This window comes from Mesorhizobium sp. USDA 4413 (assembly GCF_056280365.1).
The window spans coordinates 2,018,612-2,044,015 of record NZ_JBVPRP010000001.1; the positions used below are offsets into that span (position 1 = coordinate 2,018,612).

Here is a 25,404-nt window from a genome sequence, read left to right on the forward strand (position 1 = left end):
TGTCGGAGTGACAGAAACCGACCAGCCGACGCTATGCCGGCCGTTGCGGCGTTCAAGGGGCACCCCGCCACGATGGTGAATAGGCACTAACTATCCACAAGTCATTTGAACGCGAACCAGAACACGGCGGCGTCGGACTCGTCGGTAACCCGTACCCATTCCATTTCTTGGCGCCGCACGTGCACCTCGCGGCCGGTCCCTATCCTGGCGGCGTCCAACGGAGTTTCTGCTACGACTATCCGAAGGGCTGTCACGGCTTCGCCGGCCATCGTCTCGACCACATAGCTTTTCAATGCACTGCGCTCCGTTCGTCGGAGATGAACGGTGACTATCAAGGCTTGTTCCTGGTTGCCGTTGAGAAGCAGCGAATGAATGGTCCTATTAGCGAGAGCTAACGGAACCGAAACAATCCTGCGCTATTAAATCGAATTCAAGGGAGTGTTGGGGACCTGATGCGTAGATCAGGCAGCGACCGGCTGTCCTTTATTCCGCCTTTATCGCCGACCTTGGCTGATAAGCTACCGGAAGGCGAGGGTTGGATTCACGAAATGAAATTTGACGGATACCGCTCTCAGATCGTCATCGATAGGCGTGGCGTTCGCATCTTCACGCGGAGCGGCATCGATTGGACCGAAAAATATCGAGAACTGGCGAAAGTCGCCGACGAGTTAAACGTCGTCAGCGCGATTGTCGATGGTGAGATTATTGTGCTGAATGCAGCGGGGCATCCCGACTTCCGGGAGCTTCGCAAAGCCATCACACGCCGCCCGCACGATTTGTACTTTGTGGCTTTCGACCTAATGCACCTGAACGGCCATGATCTGCGCGACATGCCGTTGATCGATCGACGGGACATCCTTCAGGATCTCATACCAAAAGGCCAGCACATCCAATTCAGCGAAGCACTGCCGGGTGACGCAAAATCTATTTTTTACCTGATCGACCAGGCTGGATTGGACGGAATGGTCTCGAAGCGAATGGACAGCGTTTATCGGAGCGGCGATTCGACGGCGTGGCTGAAGATCAAGGCTTATGCCGTCGACGAATACGATCTGCTCGGTGTCGAGCGCGAGCCCGGAAAGCCGGCCTTCGTTCTCCTCACCGAGCGCGGATCGGGGCGCTTCATGGGGGCTGCATCCGTTACCTTGAACACAGAAGTGCGTAATCGGCTCTGGAAACGCGTCCAGGAGCACACAGGACCCGCGCCAAAGGGCGTCAAGCGACCCGCAACGCAGTGGGTAAAGCCTGGGCTGATCTGCCGCGTGAAGCATCTGCGTGGCGAAGAGACGTTGCGTCATGCTTCGCTGCAAGATTTTCGAGAAGAGGATTAAGGCACTAGGTCGATAGCCCGCCGCTGGTGTGCCCACACCTGGCGACGGGCTAAAAGTGGCCGACGCCTCTCCTGGGGGAAGCCGCTGATCGGGCATTTGGAAATGCAGCGGAACCTTTTCCGACTGCGGCTGCTTCCCCTGTGATGGGAAGAAACCAATGGCAAATCTGGGCAGGCTGGCAGTCGCCTTACTCGGCGTGCTCGCCTACCAAAATCGCGACAAGATCGGGGCTCCGTCGGAGTCGCGATCCTAACGATCCGCGGGGCGGGATACTGGACCAATTGTCCAAAGGCGTCTCCGGGACAGCTCTTGGCGATATCGTCGACCGCTTCCGAGATGCGGGAGCCGGCTCAAAAGTGGGTTCTTGGGTCAGCCCCGGTCCCAACCAGCCTATCGGGCAAAACGAGGTCGAGGCGGCAATAGATGATGAAACCCTCGCTTCCCGCCCTAGGGTTAACCGGCCGTGGAGAAATAGCCCCGGCCAAGGCGGGCCGCAGCGACTTCCAATGATTACGTCCCGCCTTCTCCAATCGCGAATTTAGCCCGAGCGAAATTCGAGCGAGACCCTTGACCAAATGGCCTCAACGCAATCTGCTACATGGGTTGAGAGCAACCCTATTGCAGTGGCCAGATCTGACTGTGAGTGGGGCCTGCAAGAAGCTCGAGCCAAATGCTTTTGGCCTCGTTGGAGAACTCGCGCCCGGCCTGTGGGCGTTGAGCGTCAGGCCCGGTAAGTTTCATTCGTCACTGGCATGCCGACTGGCAGACACGCCACTCTCACTTCGCTGCAGCCTGCAGTTGCTTGCGGCGCACCGGCTGGCGGCGGCGGTGCGTGGTTCTGAGCGGGACCGCCGGTTTGTCCGACAGGGCGCCGGTCACGGCGCCAACCATGTCGAAAGCGACGAAATCGGCGTTGAGCGTGCTGGCGAGCTCGGCCGCGGCCTTGCCATCGCCATCGCCGACCTCCGACCAGAAAACGATGCCGACGCGCAGCTTCGGTTCAATGCGCTTCAGCCGGCGCACCATGAAACGCGCGTGCTGGATAGACTGGCGGTTGAGAAAACTGATGAGGACGGCGTTGGCGGCCTTCAGGTCGAGGCGGCGAATAGCCGAAGGTTCGAGGTCTGCGAAGCTCGCCTTCGACACCGAGGCGCCTTGTACTTCCAGCACCTGCGCCAACATGGCGCCGGCCGCATCGTCGAGCTCGCCGCGCCCGCCGGTGCAGAGGACCGCGATGCCGGAGCCGTCCGGCAGGTCGATATCTTCCTCGTCATCGCCTTCGTCGGAAGGCTTGCCATCGGCAGCCTTCTTTTCAAGCACCTTCTTGTCCGTCGCCCTCTTGTCTGTTGCCTTCTCGTCCGCCGCAGCCGCCTGCTCTGCCTCTTCCTCGTCAGCCTCCTGCTGGGCGCTCTCGTCGAGATTGGCGACCAGTGTCATGGCACTGTCGGCGACCTGCTTGCGCTGTTCGTCATCCATGACGCCGCGCCCACGGTCCTGCTCGCCAAGCAGAAGCGCGGGGATGGCGACCTGATCATAAAACTGGAACAGATATTTTTCCTCAAGCATCTCTTCGGCATGATCTGTCGCTTCGTCCGGATCGCCGGCCAGCAGGCGTTGGTAGAGCCGAGCATGCGGCTCCAGCACCGGTTCGTTACCGAACAGCACGTCGAGGAACTCGAATTGGGGCACATGCCGGCCGAGCACCACCAGGCAAACGGTGAGCGGCGTCGAAAGCACCAAGCCGATCGGCCCCCACAGCCAGGTCCAGAAGATCGCCGCCACGATAATGGCCAAGGGGGACAAGCCGGTGTGCGAGCCATAGAGCCACGGCTCGATGACATTACCGGTGATGAGCTCCACGACAATGAAAAGCACGGCGGTCCACAAAACCAGCGACCAGCCGGGCGCCACCGCCAGCGCGAGGAACAGCGGCAGCAGCGCGCCCACGATCGGCCCGATATAGGGAACAAAGCGTAAGGCCAGCGCCAGAAGGCCCCAGAGCAGCGCATTGGGAATGCCAAGCACCCATAGCCCGATTGTGATGGGCACGGCGTAAACGGTGTTCACCACCAACTGCATCAGCAGATACTGGCCGACGCGCTTGCCAGCATCCTGCAGCGCCTGCGTGGTGCGGTGGAGATCGCCATAGCCGACCAGCCGGATAAACCGGTCGCGGAGATCCTCTCGCTCCATCAGCATGAAGATGACGACGATGACGACGAGGCCGGCCGAGCCCAGCGGGCTGAGCAGCGGCCCAATGAGGTTCTGTAGAACATCCAGCGGCTTTTCATGCGAGACAACCTCGACCGGGATCGGCTCGCGCTTCGGGGCCTGGGCGGCTGAGGGCAGCTGCGGTTCCTGGCGATCGATCTCCTGGCCAACCCGCTCGATGACGCCGCTGAGACGCGAGATAACGCCTCCGCTAAGGCCGTTTTCCTTCAGGGCGCGGATTTTGGTCAGGATGTTGATCTGGTAGACGGGGATATTCTGCGCGAGATCGCTGACTTGCGTGGCGACGACGAAGGAGAACATCAAAAGCGCGGCGAACGCCCCCGCGACGCTGGCGATGACTGCCGCGATGCGAGGGACGCCGGCGCGCTTCAGCCAAGACACGACGGGCGCGATGGCGAAGGTCAAGAGCAGCGCGACCGCGATCGGCAGAAACACCTCGCGCCCGAAGTAAAGCGCGGCGACCGTGGTGACGACGCTCGCCACCGTTGGCAGCACGGTGCGCGGATGGCCTCTGGAAGCGGCGAGCAGGCTCGCCAGCCTCAGCTCCGACGCCCCATTACGACGATTGGCCACCATCGAGCCTCCGTACGGCGTGGCAATGATCCGTGACATCTCGCCCGCGTGCAACGCGCCCTGCCTCGGTCGGTTGCAGATCCGCTAATAAATAGCTTGGGATGGGGTTTTCCGGGGAGGAGCTTTTTCCCGGATCCGGGCCTCGCAGCAAGGTGGAGTCCGAATGACACAATCTCGGACGAACCGTTCGCGCAGCGCCAAGGTCCCTTGATGTTCCCCCGAGAAGGCCTATTGGGACCAGTGCGCGCCAGTATCAGACCACAAGGCCTAGCATCCTGACATTAGTGCGGATGCGCAGGCCCAGTTGTAGAGGACCCGACCCGTCAGACAAAGGCGCCGGGCGGGTCCCGGCGCTCTCATTATTGGTCCGGCCGTAAGTGCGAAACCGTCAAGGACGATTTGCATATCGCGCTCGATCGCGCTCGATCTCCTCGGGCGTATAGTTGTCTGCAGCAGGATCAAAGCCCGTCCAGCCACCAGCCTCGTAATCACGCCGGCGCTCCTCCACGTTCACCACTCTTGTGCGTCCCAGTATCGTCTGTGCCTGGGCAGCCAGTTGGTCGTCGACCCGTGCCGTTACCAGCGTTCCGCCACGGCGCACGCCTTCTGCATAAACGTGAGCATCTCTTTCGGACACTCCAGAGTCAGTGAGCGCGCCGATGATTCCTCCGGCGGCTCCCCCAACCGCCGCTCCGCCTAAGGCGCCTACGGCGGTGGCAGCGAGCCACCCCGCGGCAACCACGGGACCAACACCAGGAATGGCCATGATGCCGAGGCCCGTCAGCAACCCACCGGCACCGCCAATGACGGCACCAATGCCTGCGCCGCCAGCCGCGTCTTCAGCGGCGTCGGAGCGATCACCTTCATACCAGTCGGTCGAATTGTTGGCGACGATGCTGATATCGGAGTGGGGAATCCCGCTCTCCTCGAGTTCGCGAACCGCCGCTGCAGCGTCGTCATAATTGTCGAATAGTCCGGTCACTGTCTGCATGAGTCTTCTCCAAAATCTCGGTTACTTGGCGCCGGCAACGACGTTGCCCTGGTAGTCAAGGGCGACGTCTGTCTGCTTGCCATCCTTGGTAGCGTGCCCACGCCAGATGCCTTGGTCATCCTTCGTCAGCCCTGACACATCCGAGAAACCGGCGTCTTGGATTCGGTTTTTGGCCTGATCTTCGGTGAAGCTGTTGGCGCCCGGTACGGGCGCGGCCGGATTGTTCGTGTCGCTCGTGGATACGGCGGGCGTGGTCGAGCTCGTGGTGGATGACTGGTCGTTGGAGCCGGAAGCAATCTTTTCAATCATTTCCTGGTGCATCTTGAGCGTCGGCAACGTCTCCTGCGCGAATGTCTTGAGCTGAGCATTGTCGCCGTCCCGGACGTAGCCTTCGAACAGCTCTACAGCATCCGCATGTGCATCACGCTGCATCTGGACGTAAGACTTGTCGAACGCGTCCTTGCCGGTTTGCAAAGTGTCGAGGTCGCTCTTGTGCTTGGCGTCCATTTGGGCAGGTACTTTCAGTTTCTGCTCGCCCGCGATTGTTTCAAGCTTGGCGTTGGCCGCACCATGATCGTCGATCATCTTCTGAGCGAAGTCTTTGGTTGCCTGATCTTGGGCCTTGCTCTGTGCGATCTTGCTCGACTCGACCTCGAACATGCCTCCCGCCGCGGCCTTGTCGACAAAGTCCTGCGCTTTGTCGGCGGCGTAGGAGGGCGCAGCAAATGCCAGGACCGCGCAGGTAGACAGCGCTGCCATCATAAGGCGGTGTTTCATCAGAGAGGTTCCTTGTTGAATGGGTGTCACTCCAACAAGCGCCGGACTCCTTTGTTCCACCCACTAGACAATTCAGATGCGCTCTGGCGCGGGCTTAAACCGGAACATTGTCGGCCCACGAAGGTTCGGCTCTATGTCAACAACCCGGGCGTTCGCAGCTTCGTCGTTAAACCTGATGATCCGTAAGCTTCAGGTCATCTCTGATCTTGCACCATCGGATGTTGTCATTCTGGAAAAGGTGGCGGTTCAGGAGCGCACCTTCGAAGCAAGCCAGGATATCGTGCGCGAGGGCGATCGGCCTTCCCATTCCTTTGTCGTTCTGGACGGCTTGGTGGCATCGGCAAAGCTCACGGGCGAGGGCAAACGGCAGATCACGTCGATCTTTGTTCCGGGAGATCTTCCCGATCTTCACGGACTTCATCTTTCCGTCATGGATTGCAGCTTCGCGCCTCTCACCCCCGCCAGGCTAGCTTTCATGCGTCATGACACTCTGCGTGCCATTTGCACTGAGCACCCTTCCATTGCCAATATATTCTGGCGCTCCACGCTGATCGACGCAGCTATATATCGAGAATGGGTCACCAATCTCGGTAGACGAGACGCCTATACCCGCATGGCTCACATCCTGTGTGAACTCATCGTTCGGCTTCATGCCGTCGGCAGGATTCAGGACCATGTGGCGGAGTTTCCAATAAGCCAAGCCGTGCTTGGTGATACATTGGGTCTTTCCACAGTGCACGTGAACCGAGTGCTGCAGGAGCTTCGTCGCGAAGGTCTGATATCAACGTCAGGCTCGAGGCTCAAAGCGATTGACTGGCGGGAGTTGGTCCGAGCCGGAGATTTCCACAGCACCTACCTGCACCAAAAAAACTTGAGGCCGCTATGAAAACGCATTCGTGGAAGCGTGCTTCCTATCTAGTAGCGTTGCCGGTGTCCCGGGCATGGCCGTCCTCTCCGCGTTCATACTCCACCGAGGAGCACGCGTGGGTAGATCCTGGAATCGTTTTGCTGAGAGATCACCTGCCGACCGCAATGACGTCCGAGCCGCTGGCAGCGTGGCAACTGCGTGAGGAACACATGAACGCGACCGAACGGGGGGCACCAACGGCTGACATCATTAAGAGGTCGAAAGCGTCTCCGGGACTATGGAGTCTCGAGAGGTGGGGATGGTGGACCAGTCTGTGGAGCGCTTTGCACGCCGATGGGTAGTCAAAGCAGCGGTCGGTCCCTCAGGGCGTGTTAGCCGCTGGATTGAGGCCAATCGCTGGAGGCCGCTCGCCTACGCTCATAGCTGCGGGCGGGCTTTTCTATGCCCGAACCTCGTGCCGCGCAGTGCGGTTTGCGCTGGCTGTCACCGTCCAGAGCTGTAAATCCCCTTCGCAGTTGCCGCGAAGTTACAGCGTCGTTGATGGACTTGTATCAAGGGACCCGCGTGCAGGGTTCCTGGGCAGGCGGACCGTCTGGGCAAAGGCGGAGCACGAGCTTTTGATGAAGAACAGCCTGCAGGCACGGCAGGCGGGTTTTCTTTTAGCTCGCCTTGTTGACGAGCGGCGTTTTCCGCTTCGGCGGCACATAGCGCGCGCAGCCTGAGGGTGTCGGCATTCACCGCCCCGGTCGCGAAAGTCTCGTTTGGCTCCGTCGTCTGCTGTAGCTTTGCCTCTGGTCGAACAGCGACCGATAACGAATGTTCCCATTGGCCGGCACGGAAGCAGCGCTGAGCAGTCCCGATCTTCTCAAGGAACTCGCGTTCTGCGGTTTCTCTTCGGTCAGTCGACTGCCTTCTTTCTGGCCGGCGCTTTCGGGTGACCTGACTTGCCTTTTGAGGCAGCGTCCTTCGCGTGGGCCGACATCGCCGGAGCTGCACCAGTCTTCTTCGCTGCTGACGACTTGGTGGCAGCTTTTGTCGGAGCGGCCTTCTTCGGCGCAGCCTTTCTTGCACGTGCCTTTTTCGGCTCCTCCTTCGACGAGAAAATGCCGGTGATGCTCTCAATGATGGACATTGGCAGGCCCTCGGTTGCATTTGACCATCAATGCCGACCGTCTTTAATTGTTCCACTGTTGAATTAGCTGTTGCTAATGGAGGAGAATTCACTCCTTGCTATTGAATCGAACTCCAGAGATTTGGTGCACATGGGTAAGCCCATGGGCAGGGGCTAGCTCTACTCATCCAGCCCTATGGAACCGAGCTTTTTAGGAGTCCTCCGAAGGGCGACCTTTGGATTCACAAGGTCAATAAGCACGGCTACGGAACGTAAGTGGTCCAAGGACCGCGACGGCAACCGGCGGCGTCTCGAGGTCCATCATGGGTCGATACAGAGCATCGGATCCAGTTCAGTGGTGCCCTGCCGGGCACCGGCAACGCAGCGTTCCACCGGGTGGACATGACCGGCGTGGAAGGCATGATCTCTAAGGAAGAGAGGCGAAATTGCGCGCCACCCTCGCCGAAACGTGCGTTCCGCTCAGCTTCTGGCCGCGCGCTTGCCGTCGGACGTGCAAGCCACTCTGTTGTAAGACCCGCCTGATCCGTAAAGGCTGCTCTTGTTCTCCTTGAGAGGCAACAGATCGATGTCGCGCTGCTTGTCGTTCAACTGAACGGCGAGACGTTACGCGCTGGCCGACACTTTGTATGAAAAGGAAATCGCGTTCGTTACAAGTCACGGCCAAGGGGATCTGCCACTAATCGCCAACATCCCCATATGCAGAAGCCGGCTTCGGCCGACGCCGCCAACGCGATCATCGATCGAGTGCGCCCAGCGTAGATAGTGGCCTTCCGACATCTGGGTAGCGGACCCCCGAAAGCGCAACCTCGTCAACAGAGCTCAGTTCAGCAACTTCTGGCACTTTTCGGCCAGGCCGATGTTTCCAGCGTGGAACTGTCGGAAGCGTTGAGAAGCCCGACGGGTTGGTCAATTCGGGAACATCCGTCGGTATCACTGGTTAGCTCCAGCAGCAGAGCCTGTGGCGTGCCGCGGGCAACATCCCTCTCCGGAATGGTGTTTCGATGGCCAATGACATCCCCGAAAAGAAAGCTCGCCAGGGCGGCCGTGGAGTTCGGGTTTTTGGGGTTTTGATGTGCGGGCTGGTGCTGGCGGCGATCGCATGGGGCATTGCGGAGATCTATGGCGAGGCGGCAAAGACGCCTGCAACCCAGGAAAAGCCCGCGCCGCAGGAGAATGGTCGGGCACCGTCGACCGCCAGTCCAAATCCCGCGGAAGCTGATCCGGCAAAGTCCAAAGCCGACAATATGAACGTCACCCCTGTTGACCGAAATCCACAGGTGGACAGGGACCCAACGCCTCGATCCAGCACAGGCGGCGACCAACCGGGCAAGCAACCGTCACAGCCCGCCTTGCAGTAGCTCATTCGGCCAATGCCCAATGGTTGCTCAGTCAGCCCGTCCAGTGGAACCGTTTCCGACAGCCCAACTGGGCGCGTGGATGTTGTAGCCAAATCGGTCAAGCGATCCGGTCCAGAACGGTTTCAACGGCGGCCAGCCTCTCCTCTCGCACATCGGTGCCGTGCTCAAGAATGAGCCGCTGGGCCGACCATCGGAGCGGATCGTTTTTCCCAATTTTGAGGTGCTTCTGCAGCTCTGCCGCCTGCTCGGCAGGAAGTGTCAGCGCAACCCCCTTGGGTCCGCCATGGATTTTGCTGACGCCAAGCATCGTCGCGCGAATTCGAAGCGACGCAAGGGCGAAGCCTGTCTCGAGCGAGGACGGGATCGGTCCAAACCGATCGCTGAATTCCTCACGAGTTTGAGCGAGGGCAACTTCGCTTTCGGCCCGATCGAGTGCGGCGGCTAACTCGATCCGCAGTTCGGGATGGGGGATGTAGTCAATCGGAATGACGGGAGTAAAGCCAAGGTCAATTTCGGCGCGGTTCGCTGCTTTTATTTTTTCGCCTCGAACTTTGGCAAGAGCACGTTCGAGCAGGCTTCGATAAAGCGACAAACCGATTGCATGAAGGTGTCCGGCTTGCTCTTTGCCTAGCAAGTCGCCGGCACCGCGGATGTCGAGGTCGCGAGTGCTGATGTCAAATCCCGAGCCGAGAGCATTGAACTGCTCCAACGCCTGGAACCGACGTCGCGCACCCTCGGACACCTCAGCGCCGGGTTCTAGCGCCATCAGCATGTTTGCCCGGCGCGAGCCACGCCCGACGCGACCGCGTAACTGATGGAGCTGGGCAAGGCCAAACCGCTCGGGCTTATAAACGATGATTGTGTTGGCTCCTGGAACGTTGAGTCCGCTCTCGACTATGTTGGTTGCCAGCAATATGTCGCCCTTGCCTGCACCAAAGGCGAGCATCGCACGATCGATTTTCGCAGCTGACATGTCGCCATGAAGAACCGTGAGAGAAAGCTCGGGGACAATATCGTTGATGCGTCTGGAAAGCGGAGCGAGGTCCTCAATGCGCGGGCACACAATCAAGCTTTGCCCGCTCCGCTCCTTTTCCGCGCGCAGCGCTTTTCGCACGACTTCGGTTTCGAACGTGACCGTCGCAGTCCGTATCGGGCGACGTCGTACTGGTGGCGTGGTGATGACGCTCAGATCCATGAGCCCCACCAAGCCTGCTTGTAGTGTCCTTGGAATGGGCGTTGCTGTCATCGAAAGAACGTGCTGTCCTCGGGCCAGATCGCGCATGGCCTTCTTGTGGCGCGTCCCAAATCTCTGCTCTTCGTCGATCACGACGAGTGACAGATCCTTGAACCAGACGTCTTTGGCGCAGATGGCATGGGTAGCCACAAGGATTCGGACTGAGCCCTCCGCCAGGCTGGCTTTCGTTCGGCGGGTCTCGGCCGCCGTTTGCAGGCGAGACAGCATTGCAACCTCGATGCCATGTCGCCTGAAGCGCCTTCTGAACAGCTCGAAGTGCTGGCGGGCAAGGACCGTGGTCGGAGCGACGATTGCCGCCTGCCGGCCCGAGAAGACCGCAGAGGCTACGGCGCGCACGGCGACCTCGGTCTTGCCGAAGCCGACATCTCCGCAAAGAAGCCGGTTCATCGGCCGGCCGGAGGCGAGGTCCGCGGCGATAGCGGCAGCGGCATCGGCTTGCCCCAAGGTCAGATCGTATGGGAAGCCGGCGCAGAGGCGTTCAAATTTCACCCGGTCGGGGTTGAGAGGCGTTGCCCGGCGTTGGTCGCGCTCGCCAAGCATTCGCACCATCCGTTTGGCCGTTTGCTCGATCCTCGCCACTGTCTCGTCGCGGCGTTGTCTCCAGGCCTCGCCCTTGAGCCGGTCAAGCGTGACTTCCGTTTCGGCGCCGCCATACCGCCAAAGCTTCCCGATCTCCCGCAGCGGGACCAGCAGGATGGCGTCATCGGCGTAACGCAGACGCAGCGCTTCATCATCTCCGATTGCGGGCTCAAGCCCTTCCAGAATGCCGATGCCGTGGTCGAAATGAACCACCACGTCGCCGAAGCGGAGCTGGGCGTCCGGATGGTGCGATGAATCATTCCGAGGCTGGTGAACCGGGAGCGCCTGTCCAGCAAGATCTCTTAACGCGATACAAAGAAACATGTCCTCACGATCAACAAAGCCATGCTCGATTGGGGCTACATACAGGCACGCCGATCGCGCTGAGCACACAGCATCCCAATCGTCCTGGGGAGCCAGCGGCAACGCCAAGGCCCGTTCGACACGCCGCCTCCACAGCTGCAGCACATGTCCGGCCGGTCCGATGAGAACGAACCGCAATCCGTCTGCGAACAGATTCTCCGCAAAAGATCGCAGGGCACCGGCAGCATCGGCTTCTCGGGCGAAAACCGGTATTTGCGCCTCCGCTTCCACATCGTCTACCACCTCAGCAGCAATCTTGCTGGAGATGGATTCCCACTCATCCCGGGAGAGGAAGTCGGACATGTTCTCGCCATCTTCCTGCAGCGCCGAGATCGCATTCATAGCCCGCTGATTGGTGCCACGTTCGGCGATCACCTCAGCATCATCGAGATAGTCGAAAATTGTCTCGCTCGGCCGGGTGAGGCCATCCGGCGACGTGTCGTGGACCGGGACCGATTCCGATGCCGGATCCACAATGAGGTGCCTGGCTTCCGCGACTGAGCGCTGCGACAAAGGATCATAGGAGCGGATCGAGACGATAGTGCTGTTTTCTATCTCAATGCGGCAGGGGCGGGGGGAGGCGGCAGGGAACACCTCTATCACCCGGCCACGGATCGCTGCTTCGCCGGGCTCGTCGACGCGATCGTCGAATACATATCCGATCTCTTGCAGCCGAGCCTGAACATCCTCCGCGACCACCTCGTCGCCGGCGTGGAATTCGAGGTGAACGTTGTTCCAGATGTCACGAGGAGGGACACGGCGCAGCAGTGCCTCAGGTGTACTGACGAGCACGTGCGGCCGCTTGTCTCGATCCAGCAGCCCTCGCAGGATGCTCATGCGCCGTCCAACCGCTTGAGCGCTCGCCGGAATAGCGTCAGCCGCTGAACCATCCCAGCGCGGATAGAACGCAGCCGCCAACTCGCCGGCCATCGCGTTGAGGATTGTTGCTAGCTGCTCGGCTCTACGGGTGTCTTGTGCGATATAAAGGATCGGTGCAACGGACGTGCGGATGCGGCGGTGCATCATCGCTGCCACAGCGCCCACTGGGTTCAACGGCGTCAAGTCGGCACTGATCTTCTTGCGGTGCACGCGTGCTACTTCGCTCACCGACGTGTTGGCCAGGAGGACACTCGCCAGCGCGGCCGGCTCGACTTTTTCGCCGGCGAGTCGTCGGGCCTCCGGTCGAGATAACGTTTCCCCTTTGGCGTTCGAAATGCCTGAAGCAAGATCAGCTGCTGCGCTCCCGGGTAGAGATCGAACCCCAGATTGAACAAGCACGCCCTCTCGATCGGCACAGAGAAGCCATCTAACCGCCGTTGCGGCGACGGGATGGCTGCCGCCCGCTTCGCATTTTCAAAGCATTACGGAAGGCTCGGGCACCTACCTCGCAACCATGTCTCGAAGGCCCATTCGAGCCGATTACGATCCTCGCCTGCTCGATGGTCAAACCAAACAACTTTGCAAGTTCGGCTGGGCCATACGTATCGCTCCAGTTCTCAATTGATTTGGTCATTTGGGCTCCGCTGGATGGGTCTGCTCCCGCTCAACGTCGCTCGGCAAGCAAAGTTCAAGACGAAGCGCGAAATAGGCCGTTATAGGTCGCAATTCTCATTGCATCAGTGCCGGCAGGACCTGGTCGGCCCGGCCCCATCCCGCGAGAGCCTTCGATGCGGCGCGCTTCTTCAGCTCGGGCGCATCGCCGACATGAAAGTGGGAAGGTGCATCGATCGTTTTCATTTCCGCCCAAGTGATGGGCGCGGCGACCGGAGCGCCAGGCCGCGACCGGGCACTGTACGGCATGATTGCCGTCGCGCCGCGCTGGTTGCGCAGATAATCGACAAAGATTCGCCCCTTCCGTTTCGCCTTCGACAACGCGGCGGTGAAGTGGCTCGGATCACTCTGCGCGGCCGCCTGCGCCAGCCTGGAGGCGAAAGCCTTCACCTCAGGCCATTCGGCCCGGGGCGTGAGCGGCGCGATCACGTGCACACCCTTGCCGCCGGTCAGCATCGGAAATGTCGTCAAACCCAGCGATTTCAGGATATCCCGAAACTGGAATGCGGCTGCGCGCACAGCCTCGAAATCCAGCCCCTCGTCGGGGTCGAGGTCAAAGACCAGGCGGTCAGCCTTTCTCGACGTCTTCGATGCGCGCTCCCCAGCCATGAAACTCGATCGTCCCCATCTGGACACAGGTCATCAGCCCCTCGGCGTCGTCGATATAAAGATAGGGCTCCTCATGCCCGTCCTTTTCGGTGATGCCGACATGATGGACCTTCTCGCCGAAGCTCCCGGCGTCATGCTTCTGGAAGAAGCATTTCTTGGCGCGGCCCTGCGGACAGCGGACAAGGCTGATCGGCCTGCTGCCCGCCCAGGGAAGCATGATCGCGGCGACGTCGGCGTAATAATCTGCAAGCTGTCCCTTGGTGATGTTGGATTCGGGGTAGATGACGCGGCCGCGATTGCTGATCGCGATCGTGCTTTTCGCCGGCGGAGGCAGCGTCGCAGTGTGATGTTCCGTCTCAAGCGCAACGGCTTCCGGCTTCTTGTCCTCGCGCAGGCCGAGATAGCTTGGATGGCGCAGTGTTCCTTCGTTTGTCATCTCGGTATAGGCGATCTCGGCGACAAGCTTCGGACGCAGCCAGTGGGCGCCGCGAACCTCCGCGCGCGGCGCTTCGACCGTGGCGGCCTTCTGCTCGAGCGGCGCCATAATCTTCATCAGCCGCGCCATCTCGGCGGTATCGAAACCGGTCCCGACCTTGCCGGCAAAGCGCAGCTTTCCGCCGTCATGGACCCCAAGGATAAGCGATCGAAACGCGCGATCCTTGTCCGACGGCGTCCAGCCGACGAGCACGAATTCCTGACGTTTGATGCACTTGATCTTCAGCCAGCTTCCATCGCGGGCGCCGACATAGTCCGAATCCGCCAGCTTCGAGATAACCCCCTCGAGACCGGCGTCGCAGAAGCGGTTCAGCAATTCTTCGCCCCGGCCCTGGATGTGATCGGAGTAGCGAAGGATGGGGCTCTTCGCCGGCAGGATTTCCTGCAGCTTCTTCTTTCGCTCCAGGAGCGGAAGCCTCGTCAGGTCTTCGCCGTCGAGCTCGAGCAGGTCGAACGCATAAAAATCGATGCTCGCGGGATTGCCCTTCAAGGCGTTCTGGAGCGCCTGGAAACTCGATCGCCCCTCGGCGTCCATGACAACTGCCTCGCCATCGAGGAGCGCGGAGCGAACCTTGAGCTTGCGTGCCTCCGAAAGGAGAGAGGGGAAGCGGCCAGACCAGTCCAGGCCGGAGCGCGTATAGGCGCGCGCTTCGCCTCCGCCCACGGCGACGAGAATGCGGTAGCCATCGTGTTTCATTTCGTGGATCCAGCGATCGCCGGCGGGGACGGTGTCCACCAGTTTTGCGAGCTGGACCGGCCGGAACGCAGGTGGCGCGAGATTGGCCGTGTCGCGCGAGGCTGGCTTCGCAGGGCGAGTGGAAGACACTTCGATTGTGGGCCGACGCGACGCTGACTTACTCAATCCTAACTCTCACCAATACAACTGTCCGATGTGTCATTCGCATTCCGCAGCCTATTGCTTGGGTTCGCTGCGGCGGTATTGAGCTTGTCGCGATCATTGCCGACCCGCTTGATCAGGCCTCGGCCTGCTCTCGTAGCTTTCACCGCCGGCGATCTGCCGACGGCCGGTGGCGCCTCGCTTGGACCGCTGTCTGCCACTGTCGTCTCGCTGGAATCGATCGCCCGCGTCGTTTCGATGTTGGTCCTGTAACGCTCTGGTGCCGCTTGCGATCCTGAGCCGGGCAAGAAATTTCAATTCACCCGAAATCCGGGTCTTGATCTTGATGTTGTCGATGTGGAGATCCGGAATGAAGATGTCGGCGGCTGCGCAGCCCCTTTGGCGGCAGCTCGCGTGGATCGGGTCCCGAGCCGCCATCGCGCACCTGGTCCCCACGGGCGTGCGGCACGGAAAGCTCCCCTGCGCTCGCCGACTAACTCGGGGATGAGCCACAGACTTCCCGCCGGCGACATTGAATTCAACGTACCACACTGCGGGCCTTCCGAGGGGCCGCCTCGGAACGAAGCGCGGCTTGACGGCCTCGAGGTGGTGGTTCTTAACGAGAACTGGTCCGCCTGGCTCATCCGGCAAAGCCGGAAGGTGAGCTGCTGCGGCCGCTTCCAGCCGGGTTTCTCTTGGTTAAGACGCTTCGGCCAGAGAGACAAGCGGCCCGGTCGGCGATCGCGCAACGTCTCAAAGATCACTCTTGAAACGCAATTTAGCCGCCCCTAACTCATTTTTGCCGGATGCCGCTATGGGTCCTGGCACGGGAACAACGGTCCTATCATGGATCGAGTTCGGTTCATGTCGCTCGCATGGAGGATGTGTTCCGGCGTTTGCCCGAACCTCTCTCCTCGCGGTTGCGAGTTGACTCTTGGCCGTTTCGGTCTCTGCCTGATCGCCTCCCGCTTGCCTTCGATCCAGTTCGCTTCCGGTGCACGCGTGCTTCGCGCGTTGCGGCGCCCGGTCATCAGTCGAAGGAGGATAGCCATGCTGTTGTCGGATTTGGGCCGCATCGGATTCGATCCGTTTCTGGAAATGCGGCGCATGCAACAGGAAGTGAACCAGCGTTTGGCCGGCCTGACGGCCAGTGCCGCCCAGGAGTTTCCCCCGGTCAATCTTTGGGTCGGCGAGGATAGCGTAGCCCTGACCGCCGAACTGCCTGGAATCGCGCCCGACGAGGTAGAACTTACGGTGCGCGACAATACACTGACATTGAAGGGCGAATGCGAATCTCGTGCTGATGACGAGAAATCCGTCTGGCATCGACGCGAGCGCCCCTACGGAAGCTTCTCCCGGACGGTGCAACTGCCGTTCCGCGTCGATCCGGAACAGGTCGAGGCGCGTTTTGGCGATGGGGTGCTCGAGGTCGAACTGCAGCGACCGGAGGCGGATCGGCCGAAGAAGATCCAGATCAAGGGATGAGAGGAGGGAACCATGGCTCAGGAACTGAGGACCACCGATCGCCAGGTCATCAGCAAGCCTGTCGGCGGCGAACGGACCCGCTCGCGGCCCGTATTCGTGCCGCGGGCCGATATCTATGAGACGCAGGACAATGTCGTCCTTCTCGTCGATATGCCCGGCGTCGGCCCGGATGGAGTGGATATCACGCTCGAGAAACGGACACTGGCGATCCGCGGCTACGCGGCCGATCAAGAGCATCAGAATTATCGTCAGGTCTATGCCGAATATAGCGCCGGCGATTATGAGCGCGTCTTCACGCTATCTGAGGATATCGACCGCGATGGCATCGAGGCGTCGCACAAGAACGGCGTCCTGCGTCTAGTGCTGCCGAAGGCGGCGCCAGCCAAAGCCCGCAAAATCCAACTCAAGATGGCTTAGCCGTTGGGTTAGAGCAATTCCAGGAAAAGTGTGAGCGGTTTTCCGTCCGGAATTGCGTAAACACAGATAGATAGTGCGTTTCGCCGTTTCCGTGAAACGGTGAAACGCCCTAGGGGAGGTTAATGATGGGACCAAGGACCTGATCCCATGAAGCATCAGATGCCCGTCACTCCAGGCAGGGAATGGCGGGCATCCATCTAGCTGCTACCGACCAGGAAGGTGACGAGGCCGCGTCAAATGCGGTAGCGAGGGATAGGGCTTCCCCATAGATAGCAACGCGACGAGCGCCCGCGGCCCGCCCCGAGGCCATCCCGCCCGCCGCAATGCCCGCACCGGGTGAACTGGCCAACAGCACGATCGAGGAGAAAAGCATTCCGGCGTTGCAGCGTGTCGGCGGCTCGCCTCGTTGTCTTGGGCAGCTTAATTCTCGCCGAGCTCGAGCTTGTGCGCTGGTTTCAAAGGAAGCGGGCAATAGGCTATTGCGGCTCTCCTGGACGGAGAAAACGGTGGCCCAAAGCGACCGAGCCGCGCAGACTACAGACCCTTCATACCCGGAAAGTCAACCGGAACGGCGCGTCTCCTATTGGTGTTGGCGCCCCTCTGCATGGGCACCTTCTGCAAGGCCTCTTGAACGCCGACACCGCTGAACTAAATCGTACTCCGCCGGAGGCCCATCTTGGGGCCGGCATGTCGGCGAAGCGGCATCCGCCGACGGCAGTCTTGTACCCATGTTGCTCAGAGGAGGATGTGGCTATGAGAACCACTCTCGATTTCACCCCGCTGTTCCGGTCGAGCATCGGCTTCGAGCGAATGCTGAGCGCGCTTGAAGCCGCGAGCCGCGGCGAAACCATCGACAGCTGGCCTCCGTATGACATCGCCAAGCTCGGCGAGGACGATTACCGCATCACCATGGCGGTAGCTGGCTTCAGCCAGGACGATCTGACCCTGACCCAGGAGCACAACATGCTCTTGGTGTCCGGCCAGAAGGGGGGCGAGGAGAATGGCCAGTATCTTCATCGTGGAATTGCCAGTCGCACCTTCCAGCGCCGTTTCGAGCTGGCCGACCACGTAAAGGTGGTGAATGCCAGGCTCGTCAACGGTCTGCTGACGATCGATCTCAAGCGCGAAGTTCCTGAAGCGGTGAAGCCGCGCCAGATCGAAATCGCGACGAGCGGCAAGACGACGTCGAAGTCCTCGCCGAAGCAGATCGAGGCTGAGAAGCCGGCCGCCTAAGGCATTCCGCAAGCGCACGCGCGCGGGTGCATGGGCCCGGCGCAGAATGGTGCATTGTCAATCGCAACGGACGAAGGAGAAGAAAAATGAGCGTTCGAGATCTGATCCCTTGGGGCCGCAACAACGGCAATCAGGCTCCGACCATATTCCGCGCTGGCGACCGTGATCCGTTGCTGTCGCTGCATCGCGAAGTGAACCGGTTGTTCGATGATGTCTTCCGCGGCTTCGGTTCGACCCTACCCGCCTTCAGTGGCGCTTCCGTCTTCAGCGGTGGTTGGCCAAGCGTCGAGATTTCCGACGGCGAAACGGAGGTCAAGGTGACGGCCGAGGTGCCCGGTCTTGAGGAGAAGGACATCGAAGTCCTGCTCGACGACGGCGTGCTGACGCTGAAGGGCGAGAAGCGCTCCGAAACCGCGGACAGGGACAGGCGGTTCTCCGAGCGCTTCTATGGCCGCTTCGAGCGCCGTATCCCGCTCGGCTACGAGGTCAAGGAAGACAAGGTCGATGCCCGCTTCAGCAATGGTGTGCTGACCGTGACCTTGCCCAAAAGCGAGAAGGCGCAGTCGCAGGTAAAGCGCATCGCCATCAAGAGCTGACGCGCGGCAGGCGCCGGCGGCCGGCCGCCGGCGGCAGCGTCCTTGCCAAAAAGGGAGGGATGAATGATGGAGAGACAGGTTAACGGATCAACCAGAACACCAATCCCGCAGTGGTGGTCGTCGAACGACAACCGGCAGAAGCCCCTTTCGATGGGACGCTCGACCTTCTCGGGCGACGCCGTCGCACGGATCTACAAGCCGTCCCGCGCGGCGACGACTTCCGGCGCGGCCCGCTCGCGCGGCTGGCGTCTCGTTTTCGAGCGGCGCACCGCGCCCTTTATCGAGCCGCTGATGGGCTACACCGGGAGCCGCGATACGCTTACCCAAGTCGAGTTGAACTTCCCGACGCTGGAGTCGGCCGTTCGCTACGCCGAGCGACAGGGGCTGTCCTATGTCGTTCAGAACCCGACGGAGCAGGCTGACGATGGGGCGACCAATTCGAGGCCTGCCAAGCCCGGAAGGTCGACCTACGGCTTTTCCAACATGACACTCGACCGGCTAGGACTTGGCGCACTTCAGGAGAGCTACGGGCGCGCCCTCGACGGCGCTGCAAACCGCAACGATCCGTCCGGTCCGGAAAGCTGGACGTCGCCCATGGGCGTGGCCCGCGATCCGAAGCTGACGCTGGAGGCCAAGCGCTCGATCCTGATGAACTGGGCTTGGACGGAGTATCTGATCGATCTGGCGACCAATGAGGGCATGCCTGAAAACAACCGTCCCTCGCGCCTCGACGAGGTCGAGCAGGCGCTGCTCGCGCTCGAACGGGAGGTTGCGGCTGACCAAGTTAATTCAGGCGTGCGCAAGGCGGCATAAGGTGTGCCTACGAGCGGAGCGGGTCTGGAGCAATTCCGGGCCCGCTTTTTCAAACCCCGCGGGCTTAGCCCCGCAGATAGCAATGACATCACCAGGTCAGGGAGGCAAGCCATGTTCGCTCTCGCACCGAAGCTCCGCGTCGTCTCCGTTGCGATGGGGGCCATTTTCTTCACCCTCGCACCCGTTGCTGCGCAAACGACTGCACCAGCTGAGGCATCCAGCCTGCCGACGCTTGCGCCCATGCTGGAGCGCGTCACACCGGCCGTCGTCAACATCGCGGTCGTTTCCAAAGCCCCCAAGGAAGACAATCCGCTTTTCAGCGACCCCAATTACCGGCGTTTCTTCGGGCCGGAGCAGCTGCCGCAGGCCAGGATGAGCGCCGGCTCCGGCGTCATCGTCGATTCGGCGAAGGGCTATGTTCTGACCAACCATCACGTCGTAGGGGACGGCAGCGAAATCTCCGTGACCCTCAAGGACGGCCGGCAATTCCCGGCAAAGCTGATCGGCAGCGACAAGGACACCGATATCGCGCTGCTTCAGATCGACGCTAAAAACATCACGCAGATAGAGACCGGCGATTCAGACACCCTGAAGGTCGGCGACTATGTCGTAGCCATTGGCAATCCCTTCGGTCTGGGCCAGACCGTGACGTCCGGCATCGTCAGCGCGCTTGGCCGCAGTGGACTCAACATCGAGGGTTACGAGGATTTCATCCAGACCGACGCCTCGATCAATCCGGGCAATTCCGGCGGCGCCTTGGTTACTCTGGACGGCAAGCTGGTCGGCATCAACACGGCTATCCTCAGCCCAGCCGGCGGCAATGTCGGCATCGGTTTCGCCGTGCCGAGCAACATGGCTGTCTCCGTGATGAAGCAGTTGATCGCCCACGGTGAGGTGCGGCGCGGAAAGGTGGGGATCGGCATTCAGGATTTGACGCCGGACCTCGCAAAGGCGCTGCAACTCGGAGACCTCCGCGGCGCGGTGATCGCCAATGTCGAACCCGGCTCGTCGGCAGAGAAGGCTGGTTTGCAGGTCGGTGATGTCGTCACCGCAATCGACGGACATCCCGTGCAAGGCACGACCGACCTCAGAAACCGCATCGGCCTCACCCCTGCCGGAAATACCGTCAAATTTGCCGTCAAACGCGGTAATGGCGAAGTCACGATCGACGTGACGATCGCCGCACAGGAAAGCGGGTCGGAGACGCTGGCAGGCACCCTCCTGCAGGGCGCCAGGATGAGTGACGCTTCGGCTGAGGAAGCCCAGCGGGCAGGCGCAGCCGGTGTCGTGATCGAGAGCATCGAGCCCGCTAGCCCGGCGGCTAGAGCGGGGCTGAGGACGGGCGACATGATCGTGGCGGTCAACCGCAAGCCGATCTCTTCCGTGCACGATTTGCGCAGTGCGATCGCTGGCCAGCGCGCAATACTGGCGCTGGAACTCATCCGTGACGGTGGGCGTCTTCTGCTGGTTGTGCGATAAATTCGGCGCGTCATGTGAGATGAGGTAGCCGTGATGGAAATGACCAAGAAGTCGTAATGACCCTGGTATGGGTCGCCACCTATAGCGAAGGGCTTATGATGTAGTTGCAGACTTCGCGGCTCAGAAGTCGTTTGCAAAGCGACGGGAACACGTCCGGCCCGGTGTGATGACCAATGCGTTTGCGCCTCTTTCATTTCCCTTTTGCCGGAGCTTCGAATGGCAACTGGCGCAACCCCGCAGGATCAGGTGCAGCAGATGTTCCTCCGGCATTTTGCCGGATCGGCCTCGGCGGCACCCAGGCGCTTGCCGAACAGACTGCCGCCATACACACGGGCGGTTCGGTCATGCACATGTCGGCTGGCGCTTTTCCGGCGCGCCTACGAGCATTTCGAAGCAGGCGCGCTGGCATCTCAATCGGCTGGTGGCGCATAGGAGGCGATGCGGAATACTCCTCGACCAAGTCGCAACCAACGTCACCAAGTTTGCCGATCACATCGAATTCGTCGATCTTAGCGGGCGTGCGCAGGTGCTTGCCGTGCTGCGCAAGAACTATGCGGCCTGGCTCCCAGAGAAGCCGCATCGATGGAACCCGCGGCTGCGCAGCGGAACGACGCAGCCAGCCAGCTCAGGAGCGAATGGCCTCGGTCGAACGCATGAATTCAAGTATGCTCGATGAGAACATGAAGATGAACGTCTTGTCCGCCCAATGAAGCCGATTGACACTGGCGAGTCCCTCGGGCGCGGACTGCGTTGCTTCCTCAGCGTGGCAGCTAGGCGCCAGGTTGGTTCGATCACCACAAATCGAGGTTCTCCGCCGGAGGTCTTCGCCTCGCTGTTCTCGCTACTCACGAGGTAAAATGGAAGCAGAGCTGACCGAGAAGACACTGGGCGCCGACCTGTAGGCGCAATCATGTCTGGAAAGGCCGCCACGGTGGCTCTGCAAGAGTGATAAGGTTGCCGTCAGGGTCTGTGACCTGCGCGATCTTTCCGTAGTCACCCTGCTTTTCCCCGGAGACGCTAACGCCAATTTCTTCGAGCGATCGGCGGGCCTTGTCCATTTTCGGCACGACAACAGTCATGGTTCCCGAACCTGCATGCTCCTGGTCATGGAAGATTTGAATGTTCGCCCCTGCGACGCCGCGCCACTGGATCAGACCATCCATGGGACGATCATCAGGCCTTCTTTCGAAGAGCTGGGTGTAGAACTGCTCCGCGCGATCCATGTTTGCCGTCGCCAGGGCCGCATAGATTGCTTGAATTTGCATTCGCTGTCTCCCTTCTTGCCGCTCAATGAGCAAAGGAACGGTCTTGTTCCAGGATCACCGGCATCCCGCCCGCGCTGAAGGTTCCATTCATGACAGAACTGTCACCGTCAATCGGGAGGCGTGACGCTGTCCGCTCTTCTGACGCGGCACTATGGCAAGGTCTTTTCCGGGATGGTGGCGAAGACGATCGCGCTTAACCAAGACCTCGACGGATCGGCTCCGTATCTGCCGGTCGGCCGCATCGTCACCCTGAATTGCCAACGGGGCTTCGGAGGGCGGTCTGTGAAAAGGGCATTTTCCGCGTCGTCGCCGGCGGCCGGATGTCACCTCCCGCTTCGTGCCGCTGCTGATCTCGCTGTCCGGTGCGCAACTCGATCACGGCCGTTCCTTCCGGCTCGGCCGGAGGCTCGCCTTCGATCGTGCCCGAGCCGGCATCCTGCGCGCGCCATCGACTGCGGCGATGCCACGCTCAACAAGGCGCATGCCGGTTTCTGCGCTCTGGTCAAGAAGATGGGTGGCTAACTCGTTCTGACATCTATGCTAGGGGAAGGCGGACCATGGTCCGCCTTTCTGGCGCTGGCATCCGGTGATCATGCGTGCCATCCACAGGCGCCAAAGCGCCGTAGCGAGAAGCTGTCAATTCAGCGCTGGTTCGCCCATCAACTCGGTGAGAAAGGACGCGGCGATCAGATCGTCCGCGTCGATGCGTAAAGAGCCTTCGCCGCGCCCCATGATGGCCGCGACCTTCTGGAAGGCTTTAATCTCATGCTCGGTGATCTTGGCTTCCCGCATCCTGGTTCTCAGCTCGGCGACACGCATCCCGAGCGAACGGGATGTTCCGATTTCTCTATTCGACATTGGTCAGTCCTCCTCCCCCACCCGTGTCTGTTTCGCCGCCGCCCGAATTCCGCCAGCCTGCCCATAGATTGGTGTTGCTTTCAGGAGCATCAGCATGCCCGCTAATGAGAATCTGCTGATATTATGAATGAATGATGAAGGGGCGCGGCTGTAGGGCTTCGCTTGTACCGAGATCAGCACGCGCGTCGGTCCTGAGGAAGGCTGCGGCAACGGCCTGTGCAGCCTCAAATTTTACACTGAGACACTACCGTCCCCGCGGGTCCCGAACTCACGTTCACCCGCTGGTTCACCTGGCGCGTTCGGAGCTAACCTGCGTTAGCAGATGGCCGCCCGCATCACGGACTGTGCAGATTGCATCGGTCTGGTCGCGCGGCCCCGGCCGGAGCTTGCGCACGATGTCGAAGGCCCTCTGCCTGGCGGCTCCAAAGCTTGGGAGAATTGTCCCCCGCGCATCGTGGTACACGTCGCCCCTTTCGGACACATCGAAAAAGAACCTCGGCATGATCGGATCACCTCCGAAAATCCTTATCGTTGCAAAACCGACGCCAGCTATTTGGTCCCGAAATGAAACAAACATGGTCGCTTTCTCTTGGCCGAGGATCTCGCTGAGCAGCTTGTGCGCCTCGTCAAGCCCGAGATCCTTTGCCCATTCCCGCAGGGAACCGTACCGGGAAATCTCGTAGTGCTTGACCGCCTGGCAGGCAGCCAGCAGGCCGGCGTCGAGAGCTGTTCCCGACGCTTCCTCTTTGATGAGACCCTGATGGCGTCGCACTTCTCGCCGGAAGCCTTCTTGCCGATCGACTTGAACACTTGCCCAGTTTCTTGATCTGTCCCTTGGTCTCCTGGAGGTGCCACTTTGGGCAATGCCTTGGTGATGCGTTCTCGGCGTAATAGACGTCCTGAAGGGTATGCTCCAAAATATCAGCCAGCATTTTCATGGTCCTCCAAGCCGGAACTGGCAGCGCAGAAAGGGCGAATGGGATGAAGGGTTCCATCCCACCATCCGGGTTGGGAAAGCGGACGGCGCAGTCTCGCTTTAGTTGAAGAATTATTCCCGACCGTGCCTTGTTTAGAACACCGGATAGGCCTATGTTGCAGGATCGATCTTGGCTGTCGAACTTTGTTTCTGACGCGAACAGCGTCGTCGGCGATCTTCTCCTCTCAAAATCGATCTGAACCGTTTGTCGTGTGTCTTGCGCGGCAGGCAACTTTCTATGGATGATTGAAAGGAAATCGTCATGAATACTGGAACCGTAAAGTTCTTCAATGCCACAAAGGGCTTCGGCTTCATCGAGCAGGGTGGCGGCAAGCCGGACGTGTTCGTCCACATCTCCGCTGTCGAGCGGGCCGGCATGCGTTCGCTCGTCGAGGGCCAGAAGCTCAGCTTCGACCTCGTGAAGGACAACCGCAACGGCAAGAGCGCGGCCGAGAACCTGCAGGCCGCATAAGCTAGTGCGCTGGTCGTTGACCACGGATGTACTGGCACCGGCTGCAGAGCGCAGATCAGAGAGGTCGGGCAAGTCCCGGCCTTTTTTTCGTTTGATGATCGGAGACCCGCACATGCGACACCCCGAAATACCGCAAGGGATATTCAAGCCCAAGCCAACCGCCAGCGAGACGAAGCAGGACGCCACCACCCGGGCAGCCCGCCAAATCACCAACGGCGAAGCGGCCGCGCGGGACCAGAAGACCGAACGGTTGAGGCTGGCCAGGCTTGCCAGCGAGGCAACAAAGGCGAACACGGCACCCACCCAGAAGCGAACAGTCAGGCCCAAGCACGTCTAGCCGAAACGAGCGCTGCCATCACAACAATGGGGGCAAACCACGACCGCCGAAGTCCAACAGGCAAGGATTGTCACGACAGGCTTCAGGCCCACCAAATTGGGAGCGCGACCTGACGAGGCGTTTCGCCACGGAGGGTAATTACATTATTCATTGGCGCTCGGTGGCCGTCACGAATTCATCGGGTGTCGAGAAGTCTGTTGCCGGATCAATACAGACGCACTGCGGGATCGATCCTTATGTCGGCGCCCGTCACCGCAGCGACCAAGGCGGATCTGACCTGCTCGGGGGTGGTAGTCCCCAGCTTGGCGGAAATGATGGGATTGCTACAGAGCGTTCCGGGTAAGGTCCTAGGCCGGCGCCACAAAGGGGGCGGGGGGCTTGGGGTTCTTAAAAGCGCCGGCCAGACGACATCCAAGTCCGCTGCGGCTGGACATATATCACGGCTCACGCACTCCGTCATTCAATGATCGCGGACCTTTTACGCACCCGACAGGTCATTGCCGCTGATAGAATCTGCGGAT

Annotated in this window: 24 protein-coding genes and 1 pseudogene; 12 read left to right on the forward strand and 13 right to left on the reverse strand. The window is 60.6% G+C overall.

Features of this window, described 5'->3' with window-relative positions; all coding sequences use genetic code 11:
- Positions 1–101: 101 nt before the first annotated feature.
- On the reverse strand, positions 102–335 hold the full coding sequence (locus tag ACVMIM_RS09905; protein WP_476111798.1) for a hypothetical protein: 234 nt from the start codon (positions 333–335) through the stop codon (positions 102–104).
- 117 nt (positions 336–452) lie between these two features.
- Here ACVMIM_RS09905 and ACVMIM_RS09910 point away from each other — a divergent pair, with 117 nt between their 5' ends.
- Positions 453–1,331, forward strand: coding sequence for an ATP-dependent DNA ligase (locus ACVMIM_RS09910; protein WP_476111799.1), 879 nt, complete (start codon positions 453–455; stop codon positions 1,329–1,331).
- 143 nt (positions 1,332–1,474) lie between these two features.
- Complete coding sequence (locus ACVMIM_RS09915) at positions 1,475–1,873, forward strand: YidB family protein (RefSeq protein ID WP_476117162.1); 399 nt, start codon at positions 1,475–1,477, stop codon at positions 1,871–1,873.
- 235 nt (positions 1,874–2,108) lie between these two features.
- On the opposite strand, the gene ACVMIM_RS09920 is transcribed toward ACVMIM_RS09915, so the two are convergent.
- From ACVMIM_RS09920 to ACVMIM_RS09930, 3 genes are all read right to left on the reverse strand, one after another.
- Positions 2,109–4,139 (reverse strand): AI-2E family transporter, encoded by a 2,031-nt coding sequence (locus ACVMIM_RS09920; RefSeq protein ID WP_476111800.1) that lies wholly within the window; start codon positions 4,137–4,139, stop codon positions 2,109–2,111.
- Between the two features lie 385 nt (positions 4,140–4,524).
- Positions 4,525–5,127 (reverse strand): general stress protein, encoded by a 603-nt coding sequence (locus ACVMIM_RS09925; protein ID WP_278049499.1) that lies wholly within the window; start codon positions 5,125–5,127, stop codon positions 4,525–4,527.
- 21 nt (positions 5,128–5,148) lie between these two features.
- Positions 5,149–5,904 carry a DUF4142 domain-containing protein gene (locus tag ACVMIM_RS09930; protein WP_476111801.1) on the reverse strand — a complete coding sequence of 252 codons (756 nt, stop codon included), beginning with the start codon at positions 5,902–5,904 and terminating at the stop codon, positions 5,149–5,151.
- A gap of 133 nt (positions 5,905–6,037) precedes the next feature.
- Here ACVMIM_RS09930 and ACVMIM_RS09935 point away from each other — a divergent pair, with 133 nt between their 5' ends.
- Positions 6,038–6,790 (forward strand): Crp/Fnr family transcriptional regulator, encoded by a 753-nt coding sequence (locus ACVMIM_RS09935; RefSeq protein ID WP_476111802.1) that lies wholly within the window; start codon positions 6,038–6,040, stop codon positions 6,788–6,790.
- Between the two features lie 880 nt (positions 6,791–7,670).
- On the opposite strand, the gene ACVMIM_RS09940 is transcribed toward ACVMIM_RS09935, so the two are convergent.
- Positions 7,671–7,904, reverse strand: a complete 234-nt coding sequence (locus tag ACVMIM_RS09940; protein ID WP_476111803.1) for a hypothetical protein — start codon at positions 7,902–7,904, stop codon at positions 7,671–7,673.
- A gap of 1,001 nt (positions 7,905–8,905) precedes the next feature.
- Between ACVMIM_RS09940 and ACVMIM_RS09945 the strand changes: the two genes are divergently transcribed.
- The gene (locus ACVMIM_RS09945) at positions 8,906–9,262 is read left to right on the forward strand and encodes a hypothetical protein (protein ID WP_040999773.1); all 357 of its coding nucleotides are present in this window, start codon (positions 8,906–8,908) and stop codon (positions 9,260–9,262) included.
- Positions 9,263–9,359: 97 nt separating this feature from the next.
- Here ACVMIM_RS09945 and ACVMIM_RS09950 read toward each other — a convergent pair whose 3' ends face one another.
- The 3 genes from ACVMIM_RS09950 to ligD (ACVMIM_RS09960) all read right to left on the reverse strand — a co-directional run bounded on the left by ACVMIM_RS09950 (position 9,360) and on the right by ligD (ACVMIM_RS09960) (position 14,811).
- Positions 9,360–12,737: a DEAD/DEAH box helicase gene (locus ACVMIM_RS09950; RefSeq protein ID WP_476111804.1), complete on the reverse strand. Its 3,378-nt coding sequence runs from the start codon at positions 12,735–12,737 to the stop codon at positions 9,360–9,362.
- Positions 12,738–13,067: 330 nt separating this feature from the next.
- Positions 13,068–13,619: a non-homologous end-joining DNA ligase LigD gene (gene ligD / locus ACVMIM_RS09955; protein WP_476111805.1), complete on the reverse strand. Its 552-nt coding sequence runs from the start codon at positions 13,617–13,619 to the stop codon at positions 13,068–13,070.
- The gene (ligD, locus tag ACVMIM_RS09960; RefSeq protein WP_476111806.1) at positions 13,579–14,811 is read right to left on the reverse strand and encodes a DNA ligase D; all 1,233 of its coding nucleotides are present in this window, start codon (positions 14,809–14,811) and stop codon (positions 13,579–13,581) included. Before ligD (ACVMIM_RS09960) ends, ligD (ACVMIM_RS09955) begins: the two co-directional genes overlap by 41 nt.
- Positions 14,812–16,002: 1,191 nt before the next feature.
- On the opposite strand from ligD (ACVMIM_RS09960), the gene ACVMIM_RS09965 reads away from it, so the two are divergent.
- From ACVMIM_RS09965 to ACVMIM_RS09990, 6 genes are all read left to right on the forward strand, one after another.
- The gene (locus ACVMIM_RS09965) at positions 16,003–16,437 is read left to right on the forward strand and encodes an Hsp20/alpha crystallin family protein (RefSeq protein ID WP_476111807.1); all 435 of its coding nucleotides are present in this window, start codon (positions 16,003–16,005) and stop codon (positions 16,435–16,437) included.
- A gap of 12 nt (positions 16,438–16,449) precedes the next feature.
- Positions 16,450–16,854, forward strand: a complete 405-nt coding sequence (locus ACVMIM_RS09970; RefSeq protein ID WP_040999779.1) for an Hsp20/alpha crystallin family protein — start codon at positions 16,450–16,452, stop codon at positions 16,852–16,854.
- Positions 16,855–17,607: 753 nt separating this feature from the next.
- A complete protein-coding gene (locus tag ACVMIM_RS09975) occupies positions 17,608–18,087 on the forward strand; it encodes an Hsp20 family protein (protein ID WP_278049506.1) in 480 nt (159 codons plus the stop codon).
- Between the two features lie 86 nt (positions 18,088–18,173).
- The gene (locus ACVMIM_RS09980) at positions 18,174–18,683 is read left to right on the forward strand and encodes an Hsp20/alpha crystallin family protein (protein WP_278049507.1); all 510 of its coding nucleotides are present in this window, start codon (positions 18,174–18,176) and stop codon (positions 18,681–18,683) included.
- A 66-nt stretch (positions 18,684–18,749) separates the two neighbouring features.
- A complete protein-coding gene (locus ACVMIM_RS09985) occupies positions 18,750–19,496 on the forward strand; it encodes an ETC complex I subunit (protein ID WP_278049539.1) in 747 nt (248 codons plus the stop codon).
- A gap of 111 nt (positions 19,497–19,607) precedes the next feature.
- Positions 19,608–20,975, forward strand: coding sequence for a DegQ family serine endoprotease (locus ACVMIM_RS09990; RefSeq protein WP_476117164.1), 1,368 nt, complete (start codon positions 19,608–19,610; stop codon positions 20,973–20,975).
- Between the two features lie 190 nt (positions 20,976–21,165).
- Here the strand turns inward: ACVMIM_RS09990 and ACVMIM_RS09995 are convergent, their stop codons facing one another.
- The 5 genes and pseudogenes from ACVMIM_RS09995 to ACVMIM_RS10015 form a co-directional block, all read right to left on the reverse strand.
- A complete protein-coding gene (locus tag ACVMIM_RS09995; protein ID WP_476111808.1) occupies positions 21,166–21,555 on the reverse strand; it encodes a hypothetical protein in 390 nt (129 codons plus the stop codon).
- Positions 21,556–21,883: 328 nt separating this feature from the next.
- Positions 21,884–22,240 (reverse strand): VOC family protein, encoded by a 357-nt coding sequence (locus tag ACVMIM_RS10000; RefSeq protein WP_476111809.1) that lies wholly within the window; start codon positions 22,238–22,240, stop codon positions 21,884–21,886.
- A 636-nt stretch (positions 22,241–22,876) separates the two neighbouring features.
- Entirely contained in the window at positions 22,877–23,032 is a 156-nt protein-coding gene (locus tag ACVMIM_RS10005; RefSeq protein ID WP_442920216.1) for a hypothetical protein, read from the reverse strand.
- Positions 23,033–23,384: 352 nt separating this feature from the next.
- Positions 23,385–23,675 (reverse strand): DUF6894 family protein, encoded by a 291-nt coding sequence (locus ACVMIM_RS10010; protein WP_476117166.1) that lies wholly within the window; start codon positions 23,673–23,675, stop codon positions 23,385–23,387.
- A pseudogene (locus ACVMIM_RS10015) lies at positions 23,676–24,036 on the reverse strand (YciE/YciF ferroxidase family protein); the annotation flags it as partial. It abuts the gene before it with no gap.
- A 300-nt stretch (positions 24,037–24,336) separates the two neighbouring features.
- On the opposite strand from ACVMIM_RS10015, the gene ACVMIM_RS10020 reads away from it, so the two are divergent.
- Both ACVMIM_RS10020 and ACVMIM_RS10025 read left to right on the forward strand, forming a co-directional pair.
- A complete protein-coding gene (locus tag ACVMIM_RS10020; RefSeq protein WP_476111810.1) occupies positions 24,337–24,546 on the forward strand; it encodes a cold-shock protein in 210 nt (69 codons plus the stop codon).
- A gap of 112 nt (positions 24,547–24,658) precedes the next feature.
- The gene (locus ACVMIM_RS10025; protein ID WP_476111811.1) at positions 24,659–24,883 is read left to right on the forward strand and encodes a hypothetical protein; all 225 of its coding nucleotides are present in this window, start codon (positions 24,659–24,661) and stop codon (positions 24,881–24,883) included.
- Positions 24,884–25,404 lie beyond the last annotated feature (521 nt).

Coding starts and splice junctions, on each gene's coding strand:
- ACVMIM_RS09910 (WP_476111799.1), top strand. CDS start 453: ATGCGTAGATCAGGCAGCGACCGGCTGTCCTTTATTCCGCCTTTATCG.
- ACVMIM_RS09915 (WP_476117162.1), top strand. CDS start 1,475: ATGGGAAGAAACCAATGGCAAATCTGGGCAGGCTGGCAGTCGCCTTAC.
- ACVMIM_RS09920 (WP_476111800.1), bottom strand. CDS start 4,139: ATGGTGGCCAATCGTCGTAATGGGGCGTCGGAGCTGAGGCTGGCGAGC.
- ACVMIM_RS09925 (WP_278049499.1), bottom strand. CDS start 5,127: ATGCAGACAGTGACCGGACTATTCGACAATTATGACGACGCTGCAGCG.
- ACVMIM_RS09930 (WP_476111801.1), bottom strand. CDS start 5,904: ATGAAACACCGCCTTATGATGGCAGCGCTGTCTACCTGCGCGGTCCTG.
- ACVMIM_RS09935 (WP_476111802.1), top strand. CDS start 6,038: ATGTCAACAACCCGGGCGTTCGCAGCTTCGTCGTTAAACCTGATGATC.
- ACVMIM_RS09940 (WP_476111803.1), bottom strand. CDS start 7,904: ATGTCCATCATTGAGAGCATCACCGGCATTTTCTCGTCGAAGGAGGAG.
- ACVMIM_RS09945 (WP_040999773.1), top strand. CDS start 8,906: ATGGCCAATGACATCCCCGAAAAGAAAGCTCGCCAGGGCGGCCGTGGA.
- ligD (WP_476111805.1), bottom strand. CDS start 13,619: ATGGCTGGGGAGCGCGCATCGAAGACGTCGAGAAAGGCTGACCGCCTG.
- ligD (WP_476111806.1), bottom strand. CDS start 14,811: ATGAAACACGATGGCTACCGCATTCTCGTCGCCGTGGGCGGAGGCGAA.
- ACVMIM_RS09965 (WP_476111807.1), top strand. CDS start 16,003: ATGCTGTTGTCGGATTTGGGCCGCATCGGATTCGATCCGTTTCTGGAA.
- ACVMIM_RS09970 (WP_040999779.1), top strand. CDS start 16,450: ATGGCTCAGGAACTGAGGACCACCGATCGCCAGGTCATCAGCAAGCCT.
- ACVMIM_RS09975 (WP_278049506.1), top strand. CDS start 17,608: ATGAGAACCACTCTCGATTTCACCCCGCTGTTCCGGTCGAGCATCGGC.
- ACVMIM_RS09980 (WP_278049507.1), top strand. CDS start 18,174: ATGAGCGTTCGAGATCTGATCCCTTGGGGCCGCAACAACGGCAATCAG.
- ACVMIM_RS09985 (WP_278049539.1), top strand. CDS start 18,750: ATGGAGAGACAGGTTAACGGATCAACCAGAACACCAATCCCGCAGTGG.
- ACVMIM_RS09990 (WP_476117164.1), top strand. CDS start 19,608: ATGTTCGCTCTCGCACCGAAGCTCCGCGTCGTCTCCGTTGCGATGGGG.
- ACVMIM_RS09995 (WP_476111808.1), bottom strand. CDS start 21,555: ATGCGGCTTCTCTGGGAGCCAGGCCGCATAGTTCTTGCGCAGCACGGC.
- ACVMIM_RS10000 (WP_476111809.1), bottom strand. CDS start 22,240: ATGCAAATTCAAGCAATCTATGCGGCCCTGGCGACGGCAAACATGGAT.
- ACVMIM_RS10005 (WP_442920216.1), bottom strand. CDS start 23,032: ATGCGGGAAGCCAAGATCACCGAGCATGAGATTAAAGCCTTCCAGAAG.
- ACVMIM_RS10010 (WP_476117166.1), bottom strand. CDS start 23,675: ATGTTTGTTTCATTTCGGGACCAAATAGCTGGCGTCGGTTTTGCAACG.
- ACVMIM_RS10020 (WP_476111810.1), top strand. CDS start 24,337: ATGAATACTGGAACCGTAAAGTTCTTCAATGCCACAAAGGGCTTCGGC.
- ACVMIM_RS10025 (WP_476111811.1), top strand. CDS start 24,659: ATGCGACACCCCGAAATACCGCAAGGGATATTCAAGCCCAAGCCAACC.